The organism is Vibrio sp. CAU 1672 (assembly GCF_029223195.1).
Taxonomy (GTDB): domain Bacteria; phylum Pseudomonadota; class Gammaproteobacteria; order Enterobacterales; family Vibrionaceae; genus Vibrio.
Window position 1 is genome coordinate 1 of record NZ_JARHUF010000013.1, and the last position, 22,221, is coordinate 22,221.

A 22,221-nucleotide genomic window follows, 5' to 3' on the forward strand; every position below is an offset into this window, starting at 1 on the left:
TATCGTCGATGGTATCGGCAAGGAGAAGTTCAGACGGATAAAAGGCCGACCTGTGCAAGGCCAGAGCCTGCTAACAAGCTCTCACAACAAGAGCGTGATGCGATTATCGAGGTGTGTAACCGCTCAGAGTTCGCGAGTTTACCTCCGACTCAAATCGTGCCGACACTGCTTGATAGCGGTGAGTATATCGCCTCAGAGTCGAGCTATTATCGGGTACTGAGTGCACAAGGACAACTTCACAACCGAGGCCGTCAACGGAGTAGAAAAACGCATGCTAAGCCAACGAGTTATACGGCGACAGGTTCGAATCAAGTCTACACATGGGATATCACTTACTTGCCTTCAACGACCCGAGGCCAGCACTATTATCTGTACGTCATAGAAGACATCTACAGCCGAAAAATCGTGGGTTATGAAGTCTATGAATGTGAGTGTGGTGAGTTAGCGTCACAACTCCTGCAACGAACGTTAATGCGAGAGCAGTGCTTCAATCAACCGCTGGTGCTTCACTCAGATAACGGGGCACCGATGAAGTCACTGACGTTCAGAGCGAAGATGGATGAGTTAGGTATTACCTCATCGTATAGTCGTCCAAGAGTCAGTGATGACAATCCGTATGTTGAGTCGTTGTTCCGAACGGTAAAGTACATGCCAAACTGGCCGTCAAAGGGCTTTGAAAATCTGGACGTCAGTCGTAGTTGGGTTGAAGCCTTCGTGCGCTGGTACAACACCGAGCACAAACACAGCAAGCTAAATTATGTCACGCCTTCAGAGCGTCATAATGGAAAAGATGAAGAGATCTTGAAGCGCCGATCTGAGGTATTACTCGCTGCAAAACAACGAAAACCTGAACGATGGCCTGGTGACATCAGAAACTGTAAACCAGTTGGTGACGTACACCTAAACCCAGAAAGAGAAGCTGCTTAATAAGTAAGCAAATGATGACAACCACCTTGAAAAACGCCGGGATTTCGCGGTATTACCGGGGATGAGGTGCAAGATTTGCAATACAGCGTCAACCTATAACCAGGTGTTTAGAGAGCGGGCCGTCTGATCCCGGCAAACTGCCTGGTTGATGCTATTTATTTGAAGGTGGTGATCGGTGCTGTGCAATCGGCACTGGTATTTCTTTTGTTTGCCCTGGTGAATAAGCCATTGCCCAGGCTTTTTGCTGAGGTTGCCCAGCCTGACTTAAAACAATGGGATTTTAGCCAAGCCGTCCACTATCAGCGGATCTGGCATGAAGTATCCATGGTTTGGGTGTTGGGTTACCTAGGCAAAGCTACTGTTTTTATCGCCTTTCATCCGCTCAATGAATCGGATTTAGCGATATTGACCATCATCCTTGGCTGGCCGCTACATGTCGGTTTGCTTATGTTTTCTGTTCCTTATGTAAACTTTCGCTTTCAAAAATACATCTAGAGTTAATTTTGCATGGCTAAGGCATTTAGCTTCTTTCTTTATTGATGCTTCCTTCCAGGCTTAAAAAAGCCGGGAAGGTCACCAGTCTTATCAGTCACCCTTTGAGTGTGGCGATATATTCTCACCATATTTGAAGTGCTTCGAAATTCGTTATGGCTCAGGTTGCTATAATTGATTTTTTATGGTTTGCGACGGAAGACATGTCGGTATGATTGGACGTGCGGGTGATTTTTTATTAGGTCGGGCGTAAAACGTAAGAGGGAAGTATGAAAAGGAAAATTCTAGTTATTCTTGGTCACCCCAACCCGGAAAGCTTTTGTGGTGCTTTGGCTCAAGAGTATATCATCGGTGCCAAAATGGCAGGAGCAGAGGTGCGTGAAATTCGCGTCGGTGAGCTTAATTTTGATCCGGTTCTTTGGCGTGGTTACAGTGAAGTGCAGGAGCTGGAACCTGATTTAGTCGAATGTTGCAAGTTGATTCTGTGGGCTGAGCATCTGGTGTTTGTCTATCCCACATGGTGGGGGACCATGCCATCACTAATGAAAGGATTTATCGAAAGAACATTCCTGCCTGAATTTGCGTTTAAATATCGCGAGAAATCTAAATTTTGGGATAAGTTATTAGCAGGAAGAAGCGCCCAGTTATTAGTGACAATGGATACGCCACCCTGGTATTATCGTTTGATCTTTCGTAGCCCGGGACACAATGAGATGAAACGATCCATTCTTGGCTATTGTGGTATTAAAGTTAATGCGATTTCGGAATTTTCACCCATCAAGTATTCAACCGATAAAATGAGGGTTAAGTGGTTAAAAGAAGCCAAAGAGCTTGGCATTAGAGCTTAGAGGTAATATCAATATCGGATTTGCATTCGCCAGGATTGCAATACCGTATTCGTTGCTTAAACAAAAAAGTAGTTTTCATTATTAGTAGGTATTGAAAAGTGACAGATCTAGTATCATCGATTTTTAGGGTTATCGGTCTTGTACTGAAAGTGTTCCTTCAGCTTAAAGTTATTGAGTTAATTGTTTATTCGGTGGGGTTTGCTGTTGCCAAAGCTTTTTCGTTGGGGCGCTTTCCGACACTGGATATCAGTGAGTCAGAGCGGGTGAAGGTGAACTATATTGGACTGCTGAGCATCACGGTTATATTATTAATGATCGGTGTTATTAATGGATTTGTGAATATCTCTTTGTAATAGAGAATACGATTATAAAACCGAGTGGTAGCCGTTAATTATGTATTGTATATAATGCGTTAGCGTTGCATTTTATTTCAGTTCTAATGCTGAGGTGAGAGTTAAATATAGAATACTTTTAGCGTGATGCGGTGTTGGTTTATATTGGAGAAAATAATGTCTCAGAAAAAAGAAGTGCATTTTTGTCCTTCTTGTGGTGTGGAAACTCAGCACATCGTTGTCTTAGTAAGAAAACCTACCGGTTTTGAAAATGCGAGTAATCGTAAATTCAAAGAATTTGTCGCAGGTGCCATCAAAGCTTGGTTCGTGGGGCCGTTTATCGCATCTATGGACGATTTTTCACGTCACCTGATTTGTGAAAACTGCGGTAGAAAATTTATAGAAGAATAGAAGAATAGAAGAATAGAAGAATAGAAGAATAGAAGAATAGAAGAATTAGTTGCGGAAAACACGGGAAGTGAACTCCGTTGCCCTGCATTAGATCAAATCAGTGGCTCCCTGCATAATTAGTTGGCTGGACAAAAAATCATCCTGAAGTGCAGATACTGCAGCCGTACAGCGCTATATCACAAACTGTGCCGGCGCGATTGGCGATACGTGGCAATCTCTTACATGGCTGCGTATAGTAAGCTAATAAGCTAATAAGCTAATAAGCTAATAAGCTAATAAGCTAATAAGCTAATAAGCTATATCGGTCATTTGCCTGCCGGGCGTGGTATCGAACTATCCAGTGAATCAGGAGACAACTATGATAGATTTTGAAAATTCATCGGTTTTTAAGCTGAAACCAATTGATGAATCGAAAGTGAAGGACGATTTTTACAAGTTCCTGATAAGTGGTGAGGAGATCATTGCGGCTTTTAAAAGTGTTCGCGATCAGGTCGTATTTACCAATAAACGGGTCATCTCGGCCAACGTACAGGGCATTACCGGCTCAAAAGTGGATTATACCTCGTTGCCTTTCAGTAAAATCAGTGCGTTTTCGGTAGAAACATCCGGCACATTCGATCTGGATTGCGAAATTGAGCTGTTCCTCAGTGGGGTTGGCAGAGTTCGGTTTGAGATAAAAGGTTCATTCGATCTGGTCTCTTTTAATCGTCATATCAGTGAGCATGTGTTGGCTTAGGCAGCTGCCGGGCCTGATTGGGCAGTGCGATCTTTCCGTTGTTGGGATTGGTATGCTGACGATGCGAGCGTGACTGTTTAATGTTGCGTTAGCGGTTGTGTTGTATCACTTGATGGGCAGTGAAAATGTGGTTCTCCACGGGCTAAGGGCTGTGTAGAGGGTACGTTGAATGTCCTCCTCTCGCATCGGGCGTTAAGACCGATTACTATATAGATTAAATTCACTAGAAGAAGTTAACATCTATGTCATTTCCTCCTTGTCCTCATTGCCAGTCGGAATTTGTATACCAAGACCAAAACCACCTCGTCTGTCCGGAGTGTGGCCATGAGTGGAACCCCTTAGAGGCCAGCCATGACGAACAAGCGTTAGCAATTAAGGATGCCAACGGAACTCTGCTGCAGGAAGGTGACAAAGTAACCTTAGCCAAAGACCTTAAAGTGAAAGGCAGTTCTTTGGTACTCAAAATCGGTACCAAAGCCGTGATTCGCCGGATCGTAGAAGGTAAGGATCACCAACTCGACTGTAAAGTCGAAGGGGCTGGTGAAATGATGGTCACGGCCAAGTTCGTGAAAAAAGCCAGTTAAAACTGTTCATGAACGGTTAGGCAGGCGCGAAGCCTCGCCTGTCGGGCAAATGTTATTGATCAAGAAACAGGGAAGTTTGAGTGACCAAGGTTGTGCGGTTTATCGTTATTAGTAATGCCATTGCGCTGATGGTGGTGGTGCTGGTTGAGCGTGTTACCGCGTTTTTTGGCATCAGGTTTTGGTCTGATTACGCATTTTATGTCCTTATTGCTATGTGGGGCATGGCTGCGCTGCTGTTTATGTATCCACCCTTGGGCGGGATGACCCCATCCGATGCGCGTGCTGACAGGGTGGCTGATTCTATGGTCGAACGCCATGCTGCCGATGACATTGATGATGAACGTTTTTCTGCCAACACACTGTTATGCTTGAAATTATTTGCAGCGGGGGTACCCGCGTTTGTCATTTGTATGCTTGCCAGTTTTGTTGGCTAACTAATCATTGGGCACAGAGTTGTCACACTTGGCTGTCTGAACCGGCAGCGCGTTTGGAAGTTAAGCGGGTGGCATAACAAACTGGGTGATCATAATTCGCCCGGCTGAGCCGCGTACTTTGTGGCCACTCGAAGCACTTAACACCAAGAGGACGAAGATGGAACTTGTACCGTTTGAGCGTTCAGATTACCAGTTGCTGGTGACATGGATTGACAGTGAGCAACTGAATTATCAGTGGGGCGGGCCAGCCTACACGTACCCTTTAACGCAGGCCAAAATAGCGCGGCATTGTGCTAACCCGGATATTTCCCCTTATCTTTTCCGTATCCGTGATGAACGTGCCGGTTTTGTGGAACTGCGTAAAATGTCAGCGGGCTGCTATCGCATTTGCCGCGTATTCATCGCCGACCCGTATCGTGGACGTGGACACGCGAAGCAGATGCTGACGAGGCTGATTGAGAAAGTACAAGCGGAGTTTGATTGTCAGCGGCTGAGTTTAAGCGTCTTTGAACACAATCAGGCGGCACTGAGCTGCTATGTGTCGCTGGGTTTTGAGGTGGTGTCTACCAGCCGGGGGCAAGAGCCGGTGTGTGGGAGGATCTGGAATTCAATAGAAATGGAAAAAACGCTCTGACATGGCGCTTAAGAATGCATTTATAGGCTTTAATGTATATGGGGCATTTAAAAAAACTAAGGTGACGCTAATGTTAAGAGAACTAAACCATCGCCTGGCGAATGTGGCTGAAAGTATGGCGGAATTTGACAGTCAAATTGGCCAGTACCTGGAACGAAACGACTGCTCGTGCCAGGTTACCCAGCAAAACGTTTATTTAGAATACCAACATGATCTGACCTTTGAGCAGGCATCAGAGCAGGCGCAGACATTGCTGAAAATTCTTGATATTCCATATGGCGACAGCAGTGGTGGAGGTAAATCTAGAAACCTGCTGGCAGATATCGCCGGTAAGGAGCACAGGACAAAACTGCACTTTGACTTGTCATGCGGTGATGAGAGTGATTTGTTGCTGCAGTACCTCTGTTCTCAGCTACTGAAGTATTTCCAGCAACTCGAAACGCGCCTTGCTACCGACAGTACCTGCAGTCAGGCGAGCTAGTCGTCAGGCGATTAAGCCTTTTATTGACAGGTTTGAACAGATTCGCCACTTGCGGCATTAGTATACGAATCGAAATTAGCTAAGACAACCCGTTACACTGTTGCCACTTGTAACGGGTTGTTTGGTTATAGCATGCTCGGTAACCATAAAGACAGCGGTGGGATCAGAAGCAGTAGCAGCAGTCGTACAATGTCGGCGCACCAATAAGGGGTGACGCCTTTGAATATTGCGCTGGTTTTAATGTCTTTCACCACACTGCTGAGGACGAAGATATTCAGGCCGACCGGCGGGGTGATCAGGCTGATCTCGGTCACGACCACTACGACAATGCCAAACCAGACCAGGTCAAACCCCAGGCTGGCAACCAACGGGTAGAAAACCGGAACGGTTAACAACAGCATCGACAGGCTCTCAAATACCGTGCCGAGCAGGATGTAAATCCCCATGATCGCCAGGATGACGTAAATCGGCTCGGCGCCAAAAGAGGTCATCCAGGTGACCAGTTCATTAGGTAAACCAGTGCGGTTAACAAAGTTGGAATAGATGAGGGCGCCGATAACCACCCCGAACAGCATGGTTGACGTTCTGGCAGTATCGACCAGGATATCTTTCAATATCGCCAGAGTCAGCGAACGGCGATAAAGGGCGATGGCAAATGCGCCCCCGGCACCAATCCCGGCGGCTTCAGTCGGGGTAAATACACCCAGATAAATGCCGCCCATGACCAGGCTGAACAGGCCAAGGATACCAGAGACTGACTTTAAGGCTGCTTTTTTGTCCTGTCTGGACATCTTTTCGCCCTTGGGACCGGCACTGGGATCGCGCCAGACCACATATCTGGTTGCCAACAGGTACATAAAGATCCCCAGTATTCCGGGAATGAAACCAGCCGCAAACAGATCGCGGATACTCTGTTCGGTCAGGACGCCGTAGATGATCAGGATGACGCTCGGTGGAATGAGGATCCCCAATGTGCCACCGGCAGCAATCGAAGCGGCGGCCAGACCATCGGAATAGCCGTATTTTCTCATGGAAGGCATCGCGACTTTCGCCATGGTCGCTGATGTCGCCAGGCTGGAGCCGGAAATTGCAGAGAAGCCGCCGCAGGCAGCGACTGTCGCCATCGCTAATCCACCGCGATAGTGACCCAAAAAGGCATAGCAGGCCCGGTACAGCTCCTGGGACATACCGGCGCGGGTGATCAGGTTGCCCATCAGGATAAACATCGGGATCACCGACAAGCCGTAATCCTGAGCGGTATCGATCAGGCGCTTGGCACTGACGGTTAATGCGCCGTTAAAGTTCCAGTCGCCCAATGCCGCATAGCCAACAAACCCCACCACACCCATAGCAAAGGCGATAGGCATTCTCAGCAGTATTAATATCATCAGTACCGCAAAACCGATTAAGGCAATAGTCATATCAATCCCTCTGATTCAAATACTCTTTGTTAAAGATTCGTGTGACGACCAAAACAACGGAAGTGATCGCGGTAAGCCAGCATGATATCGCCAGAAAAGAGACAAAATAGTGGGTCGGGATCTCAAGGTACTCCGTCATTTCATCATACATCAGCGCCCGCCCGGCCAACTCCCACACCTTGAAACCGATCACCGCTAAACTGGCCGCCACAACAAGGTCAAAGCCCATATCACGGATGTTTTTGATGTTCTTGGGAATGATGCTGTCGGTCAGGTCAACGCTGATGTGTTCTTTACGCCAGGTTACCAACGGCATGGTTGAAAAAATCAGAGCCCCCAGAAGGAGCTCTGTCAGTTCAACACTGCCGGTTACAGGCATTTCAAACAGGTAGCGGCCTACCACGTCTATGCAGGTAAGAAGCATCATGGCGAACAGGATCACGCACGCACACAGTTTTAAAAACTTGTCCAGAAGCTGGGCGCCGGACTCCCAGCTTCGGGTAAACCAGAACAGTGAACTTTTCATCATCAATCCCTAAAGCTCGATTGGCTGGTAGTCGCTGACGATTTGTCTGAATTCAACCAGGGCAGCCTGGGCATCAACTTTGCGGGACTTCACCGATTTGATCCACTGGGCATCCAAACCTTCGGTTAACTGCTCAAAGTATTGAATGTCTTCTTTCGATAGGTCTTTAACTTTGCTGCCTGATGCGATGATATCCGCTTCGCCAACTTCATCGGCTTTCGACCAGTAATGTCCGGCCATGGCTGAAAGTTTTTCTCCGGACACGCTTCTGAGCGCCTGACGGTCTTGCTCTGACAGCTTCGCCATAAACTCCGGGCTGATGAAAATGCCGAATGAACCCAGGTACAGCCCGGTCGGTAGTTTGTAGCTGTATGGGGCGACGTCTTTAAACCGTGCGGCCTTCATCATATCCATTTGCATAAATAAGCCATCTGCTACGCCCTGTGACAGCATTTCGTAGGCTTTGGTTGCCGGTGCGCTTACCCCGGAAACCTCGAGAAGTTTGCCGATTTCGGTCGAGATCCCACCGCCCACGCGCATCTTTTTGCCTTTAAGATCTTTCAGAGAGGCGATGGGTTCACGCATGTGAACCTGACCGGGGCCATGCACAAATACGCCGGCAAGTTCGACGCCGTTATACTCAAATGAGTTTTTAAAATACTTTTCGTTTACTCGCCAGTGTGCCACCGATGCCGCTTCGCCACTGGCTTTATTGCCTGGTAGCTCAGCAATCTGAGTCAGGCGAAAACGTCCGGGCAGGTAACCGTGAAACGTCCAGGCGGCGTCAACAGCACCATCTTCGACCAGTTCAACGAGACTTTTAGGGTGGGCCAAATCGTATTCCAGTTTAATCGTGACCCGGCCTTCAGTGGCGTCTTCTATCCATTTTCCCCACGTCGGCAGTACGTCGGCATTCATGGTTTGCATTGGGCTTAACCAAGTTGCAATTTTGAGTTGATGAGTTTCCGCCTGAACGCTTTGACTCATCAGCATGGTAGAAGCGAGCAATCCGGCTACGCCTTTGGCGAAGGTTGTTTTAAACATAACTGTTTCCTTTATCAGTCCCGTTAAAGTAGGTATATCTCAAACAAATGACACATCAATCTATCATTTGATGATTAAAACGTATCATTTAAAAATTCAGTTGTGTATCATGAATGTTAATGAATTGTGTTTTTGTGAATCAGGTTATGTTTTATCGATTAACAACTCAGCGATTTCATCAACGATGTGTAGTTACTAAAACTGGCATCTCATTCAATAGGCAAACGACTCGGTAGCAGCTAGCTACGGCATTAAGGATTAACGAGGTATAGAAATGGAACAATTAACCAGCTATCTAGCCGGAGAATGGTATTTTGGAGCAGGTCAACCGCGTGTGGTTGCCAGCGCGATCACGGGAGAGGCGTTGTATCAGGTTAGTGCAGACGGAATGAACACCGCCGAAGTGCTTGATTACGGCCGCGAACGCGGCAGCAAGGCGCTGTCTCAAATGACCTTCCTTGAGCGGGCGAACATGCTTAAGGAGCTCGCTAAGTACCTGCTTTCTCGTAAGGAAGAGTTCTATGCACTGTCGCAACACACCGGGGCAACACGGGTCGACTCGTGGATTGATATCGAAGGCGGGATCACCACCTTATTTAATTATTCAGGCCTGGCGAACCGCGAGCTGCCAAACGACATCATCTGGCCGGAAGACGAACTGATCCCGCTTTCCAAAGAGGGGGGATTTGCTGCGCGCCATTTCCTCACCAGCAAAACCGGCGTTGCGCTGCACATCAACGCCTACAATTTTCCCTGCTGGGGGATGTTAGAAAAGCTGGCTCCGACCTGGCTGGGTGGGGTCGCAGCGATCGTCAAACCGGCAACAGAAACCGCGTATTTAACGCAGGCAATGGTGAAAGCCATGCTGGAGAGTGGCTTGCTGCCTGAGGGGGCGATTCAGGTGGTGTGTGGCTCAGTGGGTGATATGTTTGAGCATCTTGATTACCAGGACGTGGTGACTTTTACCGGCTCTGCCCAAACCGGGCAGATGCTGCGTTCACACCCGAACATCACGCGAAACTCGATTCCATTTACCATGGAAGCCGATTCACTCAACTGTGCGATCCTCGGCCCGGATGTGACCCCTGAGATGCCAGAGTTTAAGTTGTTCGTTCGTGAAGTGTTGCGGGAAATGACGGTCAAGGCGGGTCAGAAATGTACTGCAATCAGAAGGGCGATGGTACCGCAGCATTTGATCGAGGAGGTCGCCGGGGCACTGACGGCGAAGCTCAGGACCATCAGCGTGGGTGATCCGTCGCAGGAAGGCGTGAAGATGGGGGCTCTGGTCAGCAAGAGTCAACTGGATGATGTGCGGGAAAAGGTGACTACGCTGTCTAACCATTGTGAGGTACTGATTGGAGGAAATACCGCCGAATTCGAGGTGCACGGCTCACCGGAGGGGGCATATTATCCACCAACCCTGCTGCGCTGCCACAACCCACACGAGGTTGAAGAGGTGCACAGTGTAGAAGCATTTGGCCCGGTTTGTACCCTGATGCCATACCAGGATTTAACCGATGCAGCGGCGCTGGCGAGAAAAGGCCAGGGCAGTCTGGCGGGCAGTGTTGTGACCGCTTCCGGTAGTGTGGCTGCCCAACTCGCGCTTGACATCGGCCCGGTCCATGGCCGTTTGCATGTGTTGAATGAAGAGTCCTCCAAAGAGTCGACCGGCCATGGCTCACCGCTGCCGATGCTGGTTCACGGTGGCCCCGGCCGTGCGGGTGGCGGCGAAGAAATGGGAGGGCTGCGCGGGGTGAAACACTATATGCAACGTACCGCCATTCAGGGTTCGCCAACCATGCTGGCGCAAATTGGCCGGGAATGGGTTCGCGGTGCACAAACCATCAGCGACCCTGTTCATCCGTTTAAGAAATACTTTGAGCAGTTGCAGTTGGGGGAAACGCTGAAAACCGCGCGAAGAACCATCACTGAAGCCGATATTGTCAACTTTGCCTGTTTGAGCGGCGATCATTTTTACGCTCATATGGACGAGATCGCGGCAAGAGAGTCGATGTTTGGTGAAAGAGTGGCACACGGCTACTTTGTCATCTCTGCTGCGGCCGGACTGTTTGTCGAAGCCGCCCCGGGTCCGGTTCTGGCGAACTATGGTATGGAAGGCTTACGCTTTATTGAACCGGTAAAAATCGGCGATACCATCCAGGTTCACCTGACCTGCAAAAAGAAAATCAAAAAGCGTCAGCGCTCAGCAGAGGAACCGGCGCAAGGTGTGGTCGCCTGGGATGTCGAAGTGGTCAACCAGGACGGCAAACCGGTTGCGCTCTATACCATTCTCACGTTAGTTGCCAGACAGCACGGTGACTTTTAAGCACAGCACACCGGAACAGACTCGTGAATAAAGACAGTAAACAGGGCCATTTGGCCCTGTTTTTTTATCACAAATTTAACAATTCAATGTGCATATTGGGGTGTTTATGTAAATAAACTGTTGCGATTGATGAATTGCGTGATACATTATTTTTACTGAAAGCGAATGATGTGTATCAAATGGAGGAAGGATGTCTGCAGAGCAAACGTTATTCGAGCGTAAGATCGAACAAGAGATTGCTATTGAGCCTAAGGATTGGATGCCTGAGGGCTATCGCAAAACCTTGGTACGCCAGATAGGTCAGCACGCCCATTCAGAAGTGGTTGGGATGCTGCCGGAAGCGAACTGGCTGACCCGTGCCCCCTCACTGCGCCGTAAAGCGGTTTTGCTGGCGAAAATACAGGATGAGGCCGGTCACGGTATGTATCTGTACAGCGCGGCAGAAACGCTGGGTGGTGAGCGTCACGACTTATACCAGAAAATGCTGTCTGGTGAGATGAAGTACTCATCCATCTTCAATTATCCGACTCTTAACTGGGCTGATGTCGGCGTCGTCGGCTGGCTGGTCGATGGCGCTGCGATCGTCAATCAGGTCGCGCTGTGCCGTACGTCTTACGGACCCTATGCCCGTGCCATGGTGAGGATTTGTAAGGAAGAAAGTTTCCACCAGCGCCAGGGGTATGAAGCGTGCCGGGTACTGGCGGATGGCAGCGATGAACAGAAGGCTATGCTGCAGGATTCCATTAACCGCTGGTGGTGGCCGGCATTGATGATGTTTGGTCCGAGTGACAACGATTCACCGAACACAGCGAAAAGCATGGGCTGGAAAATTAAACGTGTCAGTAATGACGATCTACGGCAAAAATTTGTCGACAACACGGTGCATCAGGTTCATGCGCTGGGAATGACCATTCCCGATCCGGACCTCAAGTGGAATGAAGAAACCGGTCACTACGAATTCGGCACCATCAACTGGAAAGAGTTCTACCAGGTGATTAACGGTCACGGGATTTGTAACCACGAGCGGTTGAAAGCCAAGCGTGAGGCGTGGGAAGCCGGTGAATGGGTCCGGGAAGCTGCAATGGCCCACTCGCAAAAACAGATGGAAAGCGCTGCCTAGCCGCGCCGAATGATTGGAAAAAGATTAAGGAGAATGAAGATGAGTGCACTTAAATGGCCGCTGTATGAAGTATTTGTCCGTAGCAAACAAGGTCTGGATCACAAGCATGTAGGAAGCGTGCGCGCAGCGGATGGCCAGATGGCACTGGAAGCGGCCCGTGACCTGTACACCCGCCGTAACGAAGGTTGTTCCATCTGGGTCGTCGAATCGAATCAAATCACCGCATCGCAACCGAGTGAGTCTGGCCCGCTGTTCGATCCTGCTGAAGATAAAGTTTATCGCCATGCCAGCCATTACACCATTCCTGCTGATATCAAGCATATGTAGGAGGGGCTCATGACAGAACAACAACAGAAAGTAAGTTACTTGCTTCAGCTTGCTGACACCAACCTTATCCTTAGTCATCGCCTCGCCGAATGGTGTGGTGTTGCACCGGAGCTGGAAATTGATATGGCCCTTGCCAATATCGGCCTGGATCTGCTTGGTGAAGCGCGCAATTTATATCAGTATGCGGCAGTTCTGGAGGGTGGTCATAAAACCGAAGACGAATATGCCTACCTCAGAGAAGAGCGTGAGTACAAGAACCTGTTACTGGTCGAGCGCCCTAATGAAGGTTTCGATATCTCAATCGTACGCCAGTTCCTGTACGACAACTTTCATGCATTGCTGCTGACAGAGCTGAGCAATAGCTGTGATGAACAGTTAGCAGCGATCGCCAAAAAATCCCTTAAGGAAGTGACATACCACCTGCGTTACAGCAACGGCTGGATCGAACGTTTGGGCGATGGTACTGCACTGAGCCACGCCAAAGTTCAGGCGGCGCTGAACGAGTTATGGCGCTACACCGATGAGATGTTTGAGCCAAGTGAAGCGGAACAGGCCCTGGCTGAGCAAAACATCATTGTTGACGTGGCTGAACTGAAAGCGCAGTGGTTAAGCAATGTCAAAGCGACGCTGGATAAAGCGACGCTGACCCTGCCTGAGCCGGGATACTTCCAGCAGGGCGGTAAGTCAGGCAAACACAGTGAGCATCTGGGCTATATTCTGGCCGAACTTCAGTACATGCAACGGACATATCCGAACCAACAATGGTAGGGCCTGCGGATGATTAAGCAAACACTCGACACGCTTGCCGATCCAGAGATGCACCGTGTATGGCAGTTAGTCAGCGCCATTCCTGATCCCGAGATTCCGGTGATCTCAATTGGTGAGCTGGGTATGGTGAGAAACATCGTCAGAACCGGAGAATCCTGGGTGGTGAAGTTTACCCCGACTTACTCCGGCTGTCCGGCGACGGAAATGCTGATCGGTGATATCCGGGATACCTTAATCAGCGAAGGTTACTCTCAGGTTGAAGTTGAAGTGCAACTGGACCCGGCGTGGACGACGGACTGGATTCAGGAATCGAGCAAGCAGAAGTTACGTGACTACGGCATCGCTCCACCAGACAGAAAAGCGTGTATGCACAGTGCCATTAACGCACAGCCAGAATGTCCCCATTGTGGCAGTGCTGAAACCAAAATGGTGAGCGAATTTGGTTCCACGGCGTGTAAAGCGCATTTTCAGTGCAAAGCCTGCCTGGAGCCATTTGACTACTTCAAGTGCATATAAAGTAAGGGATTATTATGACAGATTTTTACCCATTAAAGGTCGCTCGTGCAGACAAGGACACCCAGGACTCAGTCGTACTCGAATTTGAGGTGCCACAAGAGCTCGAACAGCAGTTTCGTTTTCACCCCGGGCAGCATTTAACCTTCAAATCCACCATTGATGGTGAGGAACTGCGCCGTTGTTACTCCATCTGCTCGGCACCCGGCGAACACCGTTTGCAGGTCGGGATCAAAGCGATAGCAGAAGGCCGATTTTCAAACTTTGCGGTTAACGAGATACAGGCAGGTGATGAGCTTGACGTCATGACGCCGCAAGGCCATTTCGGCTTTAGCCCCAGCCCGGAGCGTCAGGTGAATTATCTGGGGATTGCGGTGGGGTCGGGCATCACGCCGATCCTTTCGATGCTGAAAGCCGCGTTAGATCAGGAGCCAAACAGCACCTTTACGCTGCTCTACGGCAACCGCAACGGTCAGAGCATGATGTTCCGCAATCAGTTGCTTGAGTTAAAGAACCGCTACCCGGAGCGCCTGCACGTCAGCTACTTCTTTTCTCGTGAAACCAATGACGTGGAACTATGGAACGGCCGTTTAGACGGTGAAAAAATCCGCCAGTTGGGCAATGGCCTGTTTGACTGGAGTTCGTTTGACGCCTGTTATGTGTGTGGTCCGGAAGAGATCCTGGAGTCTTGCTATACCGCGCTGGTCGAAGGCGGTCTGAGTGAAGAGAGCTACCACGTAGAGCGTTTCAATACTGCGACCAAATCCAGAGAAAAGCCGGCTAACCAATCGGATAACACCCTGGTGACATTAAAGCGTGACGGGCGGGTGATGAAAATCGACATGACGTCACAAGACGACAGCGTGCTTGACGCGGCACTCAGACAGGGGGTGGATTTACCGTATGCCTGTAAGGGCGGGGTGTGCGCGACCTGTATCTGTAAAGTCAAATCGGGTCATGTCGAAATGGGCACCAATTACAGCCTGGAGGCGGATCAGGTCGAGAAGGGCTACGTACTGAGCTGTCAGGCCGTACCGACCACCAGTGAAATCGAAATTGATTTTGATGTGTAGAGGACGCCATGCCATTTCAAAACGATGAGCAAGACGTAAGATGTGCGATCTCTGCCGACGGGGTGTTAACCCTGACCTTAAATCGTCCGCAAAAACGCAATGCACTCAGCAATGAGGTGCTGATGCAGTTAGCGGAACTGCTCGAGGAGGCCGATCAGGAAAGCTCAATCAAGGCGGTGGTGCTATACGGCGGGGAGTCCATGTTTGCCGCCGGGGCGGATATCAAAGAGATGTCGAGCCAGCATGCTATTGATACCTGGCTTAATCCCCGACCTAAGTTGTGGCAGAGCATCGACCAGTTTGAAAAGCCCCTGATCGCGGCGGTAAATGGCTACGCGCTGGGTGCCGGTTTGGAGCTGGTGCTGTTGTGCGATGTGGTGGTTGCCGGGGAGGGCACACTTTTTGGTTTGCCGGAAATTACGCTCGGGTTAATGCCCGGAGCCGGCGGTACCCAGCGCCTCGCGCGTACGGTGGGTCGTTCGCTGGCCAACCAGATGGTGTTGACCGGCCAGCCGATCACGGCACAAAAAGCGTTAAATGCCGGGCTGATCAGCGAAGTGACCATTTCACAGAACACCCTGCACAAAGCGCAGGAGATCGCCGCGACGATCGCGCAGCGGGCACCACTGGCGGTGCGCGCTGCAAAAGTGTCGTTAAAGTCCGTACCGAATAACACACTGGGTCAGGGTCTGATGATGGAGCGGCAGCTGTTCAGCCTGCTGGCGGAAACCCATGACCGGGCCGAAGGGATTCAAGCGTTTCTGGATAAAAGAAAAGCGACATTTGAAGGGAAATAATCAATGGAAGAAGAGCCAATTTTAGTTCAGGTGGAAGCCGGTGTGGCGGTGATCACGCTTAATCGACCTAAGCAGTTGAACAGCTTTAACCCGGATATGCACAAAGCGCTTAAGGTGGCGTTAAGGCAGACCGAGGCAGATGAATCAGTGCGTGCGGTGCTGCTGACCGGAGCCGGGCGCGGCTTTTGTGCCGGGCAGGATCTGAATGACCGCAACGTTAACAGCGGCGATGAGATGCCGGATCTGGGTGAAAGTATCGAGAAATACTATAACCCGCTGATCAAACAAATCACCACGATGCCGAAGCCGGTCATCGCCGCGGTCAACGGGGTCGCGGCCGGGGCGGGGGCCAATATCGCCCTGGCTTGTGACATCGTGTTTGCCGCGCAGTCGGCCAGCTTTATTCAGGCGTTTTGCAAAATCGGCCTGGTACCGGATTCGGGTGGTACCTGGGTGTTGCCACGCCTGGTCGGAATGGCGCGTGCCAAAGCGCTGATGTTGCTGGGAGATAAGCTCAGTGCCCGTCAGGCACAGGAGTGGGGCATGATCTGGCAATGTGTTGACGATGAGGCGCTGATTGAGCAGGCGATGTCGGTAGCCAACCATCTGGCGACCCAGCCAACCAGTGGGCTTGGTTTTATCAAGCACGCACTTAACTACGCCACGGATAACAGCCTTGGCCAGCAGTTGAGTCTGGAAAAAGATCTGCAACGCCTGGCTGGCCGCACGGATGATTACCGTGAAGGCATTCAGGCCTTCTTTGATAAGCGGGCACCTGAATTTAAAGGGAAGTAAGTCATGGAGTATAGGATTCAAACCGTTGCGGTTATCGGCGCCGGTACCATGGGTGCCGGCATCGCGCAAGTGGCGGCACAGTCCGGTTACCAGGTTGTGCTGTTTGATGTGCAGCCAGGTAAGGCCGCCCAGACCAAAGATGACATCGCCGTGCGAATGGAAAAACGCGTGGCCAGGGGCAAAATGACCCGTGACGCCCAACAGGCGCTGCTCGGGGCATTGCATTGTTCTGATGCACTCGGCGATGTGGCTGGGGCCGATTTGGTCATTGAAGCGATAGTGGAAGATTTGGCGATAAAACAGAGCTTATTCCGCGATCTGGAGGCGATTTGCCGTGATGACTGCCTGCTTGCAACTAATACCTCGTCTATCTCGGTGACCTCAATTGCAAGTGCGCTGGCCAGGCCAGAACGATTCGTTGGCCTGCACTTTTTCAATCCGGCCCCATTAATGAAGTTGGTTGAAGTGGTGCGCGGCATCGCTACCGCTGCGAGTGTGAGCGAAGCGGCGCAGGCGTGGGCGCAGTCGTGTGATAAACACGCGGTGGTGACCCGTTCCATCCCGGGCTTTATTGTCAACCGGGTGGCCCGGCCGTTTTATGCGGAAGGGCTGCGTGCCCTGGAAACCAGCGTGGCAGAGGTGCAGGACATTGACCACCTGATCACCCAGGCCGGTCAGTTTAACATGGGGCCATTTGAACTGATGGATTTGATTGGTCACGATGTTAACTATGCGGTCACCAAAAGTGTCTATGATGCATACTATCAGGATAAACGCTTCCTGCCTTCGTTGACTCAGAAAGAGCTGGTGGAAGCCGGCTACTTAGGCCGCAAGTCCGGGCGAGGCTTTTACAGCTACGCTGATGCCGCGACCAGGCCTGCCGTTAATCTCGCCAGCAAGCGGGCACTGCCGCAAGATCTGCCTGTTTCGTTGCATGGTGACTGGCGTGTTACGCCGAGCCTGCCTGAACTGGTCGGGCTGACCACCAGCGCCGGGGATGACGGCGACGCGCCGTTCAACCAGCCACACCTCAATATCGACGGTACTTATGTCTTGCTTACTTTTGGCATGACAGCATCCGACCTGTCGGCACAGCTGGACCGCCCTGTGGTGGTGTTTGACTACTGCCAGGACTATGGCAGCAGTGAGGTGATCGCGATTGCACCGGCGCTGCAGAACTCACAGGCAAATACCGACGCGGTGATCGCTTACTTCCAGTCAAAAGGCAAACAGGTGCTGGTGCTGGATGATTATCCGGGGCTTATTCTCTGGCGTACCTGGACCATGCTGATCAACGAAGCGCTGGATCTGGTGAACCAGAACGGTGCCTCTACAGCCGACGTGGACGTGGCGATGAAAAGTGGCGTCAACTACCCGCTGGGCCCGATTGAACAGGGAGGGCGCTTAGGCTGGCCGCGGCTGTTAGACACCTTAACCCACCTGCAGGCGTTTTACGGCGAAGAGCGTTATCGTCCGTCGCCGCTGCTGCGCCGTTTTGCCATTCAATATCAACGAGGTGAGCTATGACACTATCTGACCCAACGCCCGTCTGTGAACACGATCCGGACAAAGTCGTCGCACAACAAGCCGTTGCGGCCATGCTGGAGAATGACTTCTGCACCAAATCAATGGGAATGGAAGTGGTCGACGTGGCAAAGGGGCTGGCCACGGTATCAATGCGGGTCACCCAAACAATGCTGAACGGCCACAACACCTGCCACGGCGGTATGTTGTTTGCGCTTGGTGACACCGCTTTTGCCTTTGCCTGCAACAGCGAAAACCTTGCCGCTGTCGCGTCAGGGTGCAGCATCGAGTACATCCGGCCGGCATTTGAGCATGACGTGTTAACGGCCTTTGCCAGTGTGAAATCTCAAGGAAGGCTGACGGGTACCTACGACGTAGAAATCGTCAACCAGAATCAAAAGTTAGTCGCGCTGTTTCGGGGTAAATCACACCGAATTGGCACAAAACTAGTAGAGGAGAACAGTCAGTGACTAATGCATATATTTGTGACGGCGTAAGGACACCGATCGGCAGGTTTGGCGGTGCACTTTCAGCTGTGCGTGCCGATGACCTTGGCGCGATCCCTCTTAAAGCGTTAATGGAGCGCCACCCGACGCTAGACTGGTCAGCGATAGATGATGTGATCTTAGGCTGTGCTAACCAGGCTGGTGAGGACAATCGTGATGTGGCGCGGATGTCTCTGTTGCTGGCCGGTCTGCCAACCGGCGTGTCGGGCACAACCATCAACCGATTATGTGGCTCCGGGATGGATGCCATCAGCCATGCGGCGCGCTCGATTAAAGCGGGTGAGGCCCAGCTGATGGTGGCTGGTGGGGTGGAATCGATGTCGCGTGCTCCTTACGTGGTCAACAAGCCGACCAGCGCGTTTGACAGAAACAGCCAGATGTTTGATACCACCATCGGCTGGCGATTTATTAACCCTGTTATGCAACAGCAGTTTGGCACCGATTCAATGCCTGAAACGGCGGAAAATGTGGCCAGCCGTTTTGCCATCAGCCGCGAAGATCAGGACGCGTTTGCCCTGCGCAGCCAGCAGAAAACCCAGTCGGCTAAAGAGAAGGGCGTACTGGCACAAGAGATCGTGCCGGTGACGATCCCGCAGCGTAAAGGTGAGCCGTTACTGGTCTGCGAAGATGAGCATCCCCGTCCGCAAACCACCCTGGCGCAATTGGCTGGACTGAAAACACCGTTTGCGGAAAATGGCTCCGTGACGGCGGGAAATTCATCAGGAGTCAATGATGGAGCGGCCGCAGTACTGGTGGCGAGTGAAGAAGCAGTACAACGTTTTGATTTAAAACCGAAAGCAAAAGTGCTGGCGACGGCTACCGTTGGGGTAGAGCCTGCGGTTATGGGTATCGGCCCGGCACCGGCAGCGAAAAAAGTGCTGGAAATAACAGGTTTATCAATTAATGATATGGATGTTATTGAGCTGAATGAAGCATTTGCATCACAAGCGTTGGCCGTTTTGCGTGAACTGGGTGTACCGGACGATGCGGAACACGTCAACCCTAACGGCGGTGCAATTGCGCTTGGCCATCCGCTGGGAATGAGCGGGGCAAGGATCGTAATGGCAGCCTGTAACGAGCTGAAACGCAGACAAGGAAGATACGCTTTGTGCTGTATGTGTGTCGGCGTAGGGCAAGGAATCGCAATGATCATCGAGAACGTCTGAGATTAAAACAAACAGAAAAGACGTTTCTAGTCAGCCAACAGAGATAAAAGGACTTATTAGGAGAAAGAGTCATGATTAAGTACTCAAACACGCTTGAGGCCATTGAAACCGCTTCCGTTGAAGAACTAAAGGAACTGCAGTTCCGGCGCATGAAGTGGACACTGGAGCACGCGTATAAGAACTCGCCGATGTACACCAAAAAGTTTGATGAAGCAGGGGTGCACCCGTCAGACTTTAAATGTCTCGAAGACATCAAAAAATTCCCTTACACCACCAAACAGGATTTGAGAGAACACTACCCGTTTGATTCGTTCGCCGTACCGATGGAAGAGGTGGCCCGTGTGCATGCTTCTTCCGGCACCACAGGTAAACCGACGGTGGTGGGTTATACCCAAAACGATATTGATACCTGGGCCAATATTGTCGCCCGCTCTATACGCGCAGCCGGCGGCAGCGCCAAAGACATCATTCATATTGCCTACGGATACGGCCTGTTCACCGGTGGCTTAGGCGCCCATTACGGCGCTGAAAGGCTGGGGGCGACCGTGATCCCGATGTCGGGTGGACAAACAGAGAAACAAGTTCAGCTGATCGAACATTTTAAACCGTCGATTATTATGGTCACGCCGTCATACTGTCTGAACCTGTTGGACAAACTGGAAGAGCACTACGGTGGTGATGCGTCCGGTTGTTCACTGAAAGTGGGTATTTTCGGCGCTGAGCCATGGTCGAACGAAATGCGCAAAGAGATCGAACAGCGTCTGGGCATCGTAGCGGTTGATATCTATGGCTTGTCTGAAGTGATGGGGCCGGGGGTGGCAATGGAGTGTGCCGAAACCAAAGATGGCCCAACCATCTGGGAAGACCATTTCTATCCGGAAATCATTGATCCGCTCAGCGGGGAGGTGATGCCTGACGGTGAGCATGGAGAACTGGTCTTTACCTCGTTAACCAAAGAAGCCATGCCGGTGATTCGTTACCGGACGCGCGATCTGACCCGTCTTCTGCCGGGGACGGCACGAACCATGCGCCGGATGGACAAAATCACCGGTCGTAGTGACGACATGCTGATTATCCGCGGGGTTAACGTGTTTCCTTCGCAGATTGAAGAGCAAATTCTGCAAATCGAACAGCTTAGCCCTCATTATCAGCTGGAAGTGATTCGTAAAGGCAACTTAGATCATTTGGTGGTTTTGCTTGAGCCAAAAGACAACGCCTATCTGGATCAGGCCGACGTCATTACCAAGCGCCTGCAACATCAAATCAAGTCGATGATCGGGATTTCCACCACCATAGAGCTGCTGCCGGTGAATGGGATTCCCCGTTCAGAAGGAAAGGCGGTTCGCGTGCGCGATCTGCGTCCCAAACTCTAAGCGCCTGAAATGCTGCTCCCGAGAAAGGTCTGGCTCGGGAGTGGTATAAAAACCACAATTGTGAATAATACAAAGATAAGTCGGGTAACGGAATGGGTTTCAGCACGCCTGAAACCAAACACGGAGTTATTTTGAATCAAGAATTTGAGTCCTTTTACGATGCAATGGCCGGTCATCAGTCCATCAGTGGCACGTCGTTGATTGTGTCTTACTACGGTGATTATTTGTGGACCTGTGGTGGCGGTATTTGGCTTGGCAGTCTGATCCAGGCCATGGAGACTCTGGGCCTGAATCAGCGGGTGGTGCGCTCGTCGGTGTTCCGGCTCAATAAAGACGGATGGCTGACGATCAAAAAGGTGGGCAGAAAAAGCTACTATTATCTGGAACCGGCCAGATACAACGAAATGCTGAATGCTAACAAGAAAATCTACCATTCTGAGCCCACCGCCTGGAACAAGCGCTGGAACATTATTCATACCTCGTTAGGCCCGACCAATAGCAGTAAAGACAAAGTGCGCTATCTGCAACACAAAGGCTTTGGTTTGTTCGATAAGGACTTTTTTGTTCAACCCGACCTGCAGCAGTTAACACCGGAAATCAAGCAAGAAATCTGTGAAAATATTCCCAGTGCCAAGATATTTCAACAAGCGGAGTTGTATTCTGAGCATAGCGATGCGCTGAGAAATATCGTCAGTCAGTCATGGGATATCACGCGTATCGAAGAGGACTATCAACAGTTTTCCGCGCTGTTTTCACCCGTATGGAACACCCTGAAAGGGATGGAGGACGATGCCATTACTCCGGTGGACGCGTTCAAGCTGCGTTTGCTTGTGATCCATTTTTACCGACGAATCATCGTTAAAGACCCTTATTTACCCGCGGAGCTGCTGCCCAGGGAATGGCCCAGACAGGCCGCCGAGCAGCTTACGGTCAATATTTACCGAAAAGTGCACGCGAAAGCGCTGGAGTACCTCATCGAAAACAGCGAAACACCAAGCGGAACCCTGCCGCTGCCGTCACCCAACTACTACATTCGTTTTGGCGGCCTGAGCTAGCGTGGACT

26 protein-coding genes are annotated in these 22,221 nt (G+C 50.9%); 23 read left to right on the top strand and 3 right to left on the bottom strand.

What is annotated here, in order from left to right:
• The 10 genes from P2G85_RS12840 to P2G85_RS12885 all read left to right on the top strand — a co-directional run.
• Nucleotides 1–927 (top strand): IS3 family transposase (locus P2G85_RS12840; protein WP_275864480.1); only part of this gene is annotated, 927 nt, incomplete at its 5' end.
• Between the two features lie 180 nt (nt 928–1,107).
• Nucleotides 1,108–1,422 carry a hypothetical protein gene (locus P2G85_RS12845; RefSeq protein WP_275864481.1) on the top strand — a complete coding sequence of 105 codons (315 nt, stop codon included), beginning with the start codon at nt 1,108–1,110 and terminating at the stop codon, nt 1,420–1,422.
• Between the two features lie 266 nt (nt 1,423–1,688).
• The gene (locus tag P2G85_RS12850; RefSeq protein ID WP_275864482.1) at nt 1,689–2,267 is read left to right on the top strand and encodes an NAD(P)H-dependent oxidoreductase; all 579 of its coding nucleotides are present in this window, start codon (nt 1,689–1,691) and stop codon (nt 2,265–2,267) included.
• A 98-nt stretch (nt 2,268–2,365) separates the two neighbouring features.
• The gene (locus P2G85_RS12855; RefSeq protein WP_275864483.1) at nt 2,366–2,620 is read left to right on the top strand and encodes a hypothetical protein; all 255 of its coding nucleotides are present in this window, start codon (nt 2,366–2,368) and stop codon (nt 2,618–2,620) included.
• Nucleotides 2,621–2,776: 156 nt separating this feature from the next.
• Complete coding sequence (locus tag P2G85_RS12860; RefSeq protein ID WP_275864484.1) at nt 2,777–3,010, top strand: hypothetical protein; 234 nt, start codon at nt 2,777–2,779, stop codon at nt 3,008–3,010.
• Nucleotides 3,011–3,368: 358 nt separating this feature from the next.
• Nucleotides 3,369–3,746, top strand: coding sequence for a PH domain-containing protein (locus P2G85_RS12865; RefSeq protein WP_275864485.1), 378 nt, complete (start codon nt 3,369–3,371; stop codon nt 3,744–3,746).
• Between the two features lie 242 nt (nt 3,747–3,988).
• On the top strand, nt 3,989–4,330 hold the full coding sequence (locus P2G85_RS12870) for a zinc ribbon domain-containing protein YjdM (protein WP_275864486.1): 342 nt from the start codon (nt 3,989–3,991) through the stop codon (nt 4,328–4,330).
• Between the two features lie 80 nt (nt 4,331–4,410).
• Nucleotides 4,411–4,764, top strand: a complete 354-nt coding sequence (locus tag P2G85_RS12875) for a hypothetical protein (RefSeq protein WP_275864487.1) — start codon at nt 4,411–4,413, stop codon at nt 4,762–4,764.
• Nucleotides 4,765–4,921: 157 nt separating this feature from the next.
• Complete coding sequence (locus tag P2G85_RS12880; RefSeq protein ID WP_275864488.1) at nt 4,922–5,398, top strand: GNAT family protein; 477 nt, start codon at nt 4,922–4,924, stop codon at nt 5,396–5,398.
• A 70-nt stretch (nt 5,399–5,468) separates the two neighbouring features.
• On the top strand, nt 5,469–5,879 hold the full coding sequence (locus tag P2G85_RS12885; RefSeq protein ID WP_275864489.1) for a hypothetical protein: 411 nt from the start codon (nt 5,469–5,471) through the stop codon (nt 5,877–5,879).
• Nucleotides 5,880–6,004: 125 nt separating this feature from the next.
• Here P2G85_RS12885 and P2G85_RS12890 read toward each other — a convergent pair whose 3' ends face one another.
• Genes P2G85_RS12890 through P2G85_RS12900 form a run of 3 tightly spaced genes read right to left on the bottom strand, consistent with a single transcriptional unit; the run spans nt 6,005 to nt 8,870 of the window.
• Nucleotides 6,005–7,300, bottom strand: a complete 1,296-nt coding sequence (locus P2G85_RS12890) for a TRAP transporter large permease (protein ID WP_275864490.1) — start codon at nt 7,298–7,300, stop codon at nt 6,005–6,007.
• 1 nt (nt 7,301) lies between these two features.
• Nucleotides 7,302–7,826 (bottom strand): TRAP transporter small permease, encoded by a 525-nt coding sequence (locus P2G85_RS12895; protein WP_275864491.1) that lies wholly within the window; start codon nt 7,824–7,826, stop codon nt 7,302–7,304.
• Between the two features lie 9 nt (nt 7,827–7,835).
• On the bottom strand, nt 7,836–8,870 hold the full coding sequence (locus P2G85_RS12900; protein WP_275864492.1) for a TRAP transporter substrate-binding protein: 1,035 nt from the start codon (nt 8,868–8,870) through the stop codon (nt 7,836–7,838).
• 274 nt (nt 8,871–9,144) lie between these two features.
• On the opposite strand from P2G85_RS12900, the gene paaZ reads away from it, so the two are divergent.
• From paaZ to P2G85_RS12965, 13 genes are all read left to right on the top strand, one after another.
• Nucleotides 9,145–11,196, top strand: coding sequence for a phenylacetic acid degradation bifunctional protein PaaZ (gene paaZ, locus P2G85_RS12905; RefSeq protein ID WP_275864493.1), 2,052 nt, complete (start codon nt 9,145–9,147; stop codon nt 11,194–11,196).
• A gap of 190 nt (nt 11,197–11,386) precedes the next feature.
• Nucleotides 11,387–12,316, top strand: coding sequence for a 1,2-phenylacetyl-CoA epoxidase subunit PaaA (gene paaA, locus P2G85_RS12910; protein WP_275864494.1), 930 nt, complete (start codon nt 11,387–11,389; stop codon nt 12,314–12,316).
• 39 nt (nt 12,317–12,355) lie between these two features.
• On the top strand, nt 12,356–12,643 hold the full coding sequence (gene paaB, locus P2G85_RS12915) for a 1,2-phenylacetyl-CoA epoxidase subunit PaaB (RefSeq protein ID WP_275864495.1): 288 nt from the start codon (nt 12,356–12,358) through the stop codon (nt 12,641–12,643).
• Between the two features lie 9 nt (nt 12,644–12,652).
• Entirely contained in the window at nt 12,653–13,411 is a 759-nt protein-coding gene (gene paaC, locus P2G85_RS12920) for a 1,2-phenylacetyl-CoA epoxidase subunit PaaC (protein ID WP_275864496.1), read from the top strand.
• Between the two features lie 9 nt (nt 13,412–13,420).
• The gene (gene paaD / locus P2G85_RS12925; RefSeq protein ID WP_275864497.1) at nt 13,421–13,927 is read left to right on the top strand and encodes a 1,2-phenylacetyl-CoA epoxidase subunit PaaD; all 507 of its coding nucleotides are present in this window, start codon (nt 13,421–13,423) and stop codon (nt 13,925–13,927) included.
• A 14-nt stretch (nt 13,928–13,941) separates the two neighbouring features.
• Nucleotides 13,942–14,997, top strand: a complete 1,056-nt coding sequence (gene paaE / locus P2G85_RS12930; RefSeq protein ID WP_275864498.1) for a 1,2-phenylacetyl-CoA epoxidase subunit PaaE — start codon at nt 13,942–13,944, stop codon at nt 14,995–14,997.
• Between the two features lie 8 nt (nt 14,998–15,005).
• On the top strand, nt 15,006–15,794 hold the full coding sequence (locus tag P2G85_RS12935) for an enoyl-CoA hydratase-related protein (RefSeq protein ID WP_275864499.1): 789 nt from the start codon (nt 15,006–15,008) through the stop codon (nt 15,792–15,794).
• 3 nt (nt 15,795–15,797) lie between these two features.
• Entirely contained in the window at nt 15,798–16,589 is a 792-nt protein-coding gene (gene paaG / locus P2G85_RS12940; protein WP_275864500.1) for a 2-(1,2-epoxy-1,2-dihydrophenyl)acetyl-CoA isomerase PaaG, read from the top strand.
• 3 nt (nt 16,590–16,592) lie between these two features.
• A complete protein-coding gene (locus tag P2G85_RS12945; RefSeq protein ID WP_275864501.1) occupies nt 16,593–18,116 on the top strand; it encodes a 3-hydroxyacyl-CoA dehydrogenase in 1,524 nt (507 codons plus the stop codon).
• Nucleotides 18,113–18,583, top strand: a complete 471-nt coding sequence (gene paaI / locus P2G85_RS12950) for a hydroxyphenylacetyl-CoA thioesterase PaaI (protein WP_275864502.1) — start codon at nt 18,113–18,115, stop codon at nt 18,581–18,583. The genes P2G85_RS12945 and paaI overlap by 4 nt, the downstream gene beginning before the upstream one ends.
• Nucleotides 18,580–19,785 (top strand): 3-oxoadipyl-CoA thiolase, encoded by a 1,206-nt coding sequence (gene pcaF / locus P2G85_RS12955; RefSeq protein WP_275864503.1) that lies wholly within the window; start codon nt 18,580–18,582, stop codon nt 19,783–19,785. Before paaI ends, pcaF begins: the two co-directional genes overlap by 4 nt.
• 71 nt (nt 19,786–19,856) lie before the next feature.
• Nucleotides 19,857–21,158, top strand: coding sequence for a phenylacetate--CoA ligase PaaK (gene paaK / locus P2G85_RS12960; protein ID WP_275864504.1), 1,302 nt, complete (start codon nt 19,857–19,859; stop codon nt 21,156–21,158).
• A 131-nt stretch (nt 21,159–21,289) separates the two neighbouring features.
• On the top strand, nt 21,290–22,213 hold the full coding sequence (locus tag P2G85_RS12965; RefSeq protein ID WP_275864505.1) for a PaaX family transcriptional regulator C-terminal domain-containing protein: 924 nt from the start codon (nt 21,290–21,292) through the stop codon (nt 22,211–22,213).
• Nucleotides 22,214–22,221 lie beyond the last annotated feature (8 nt).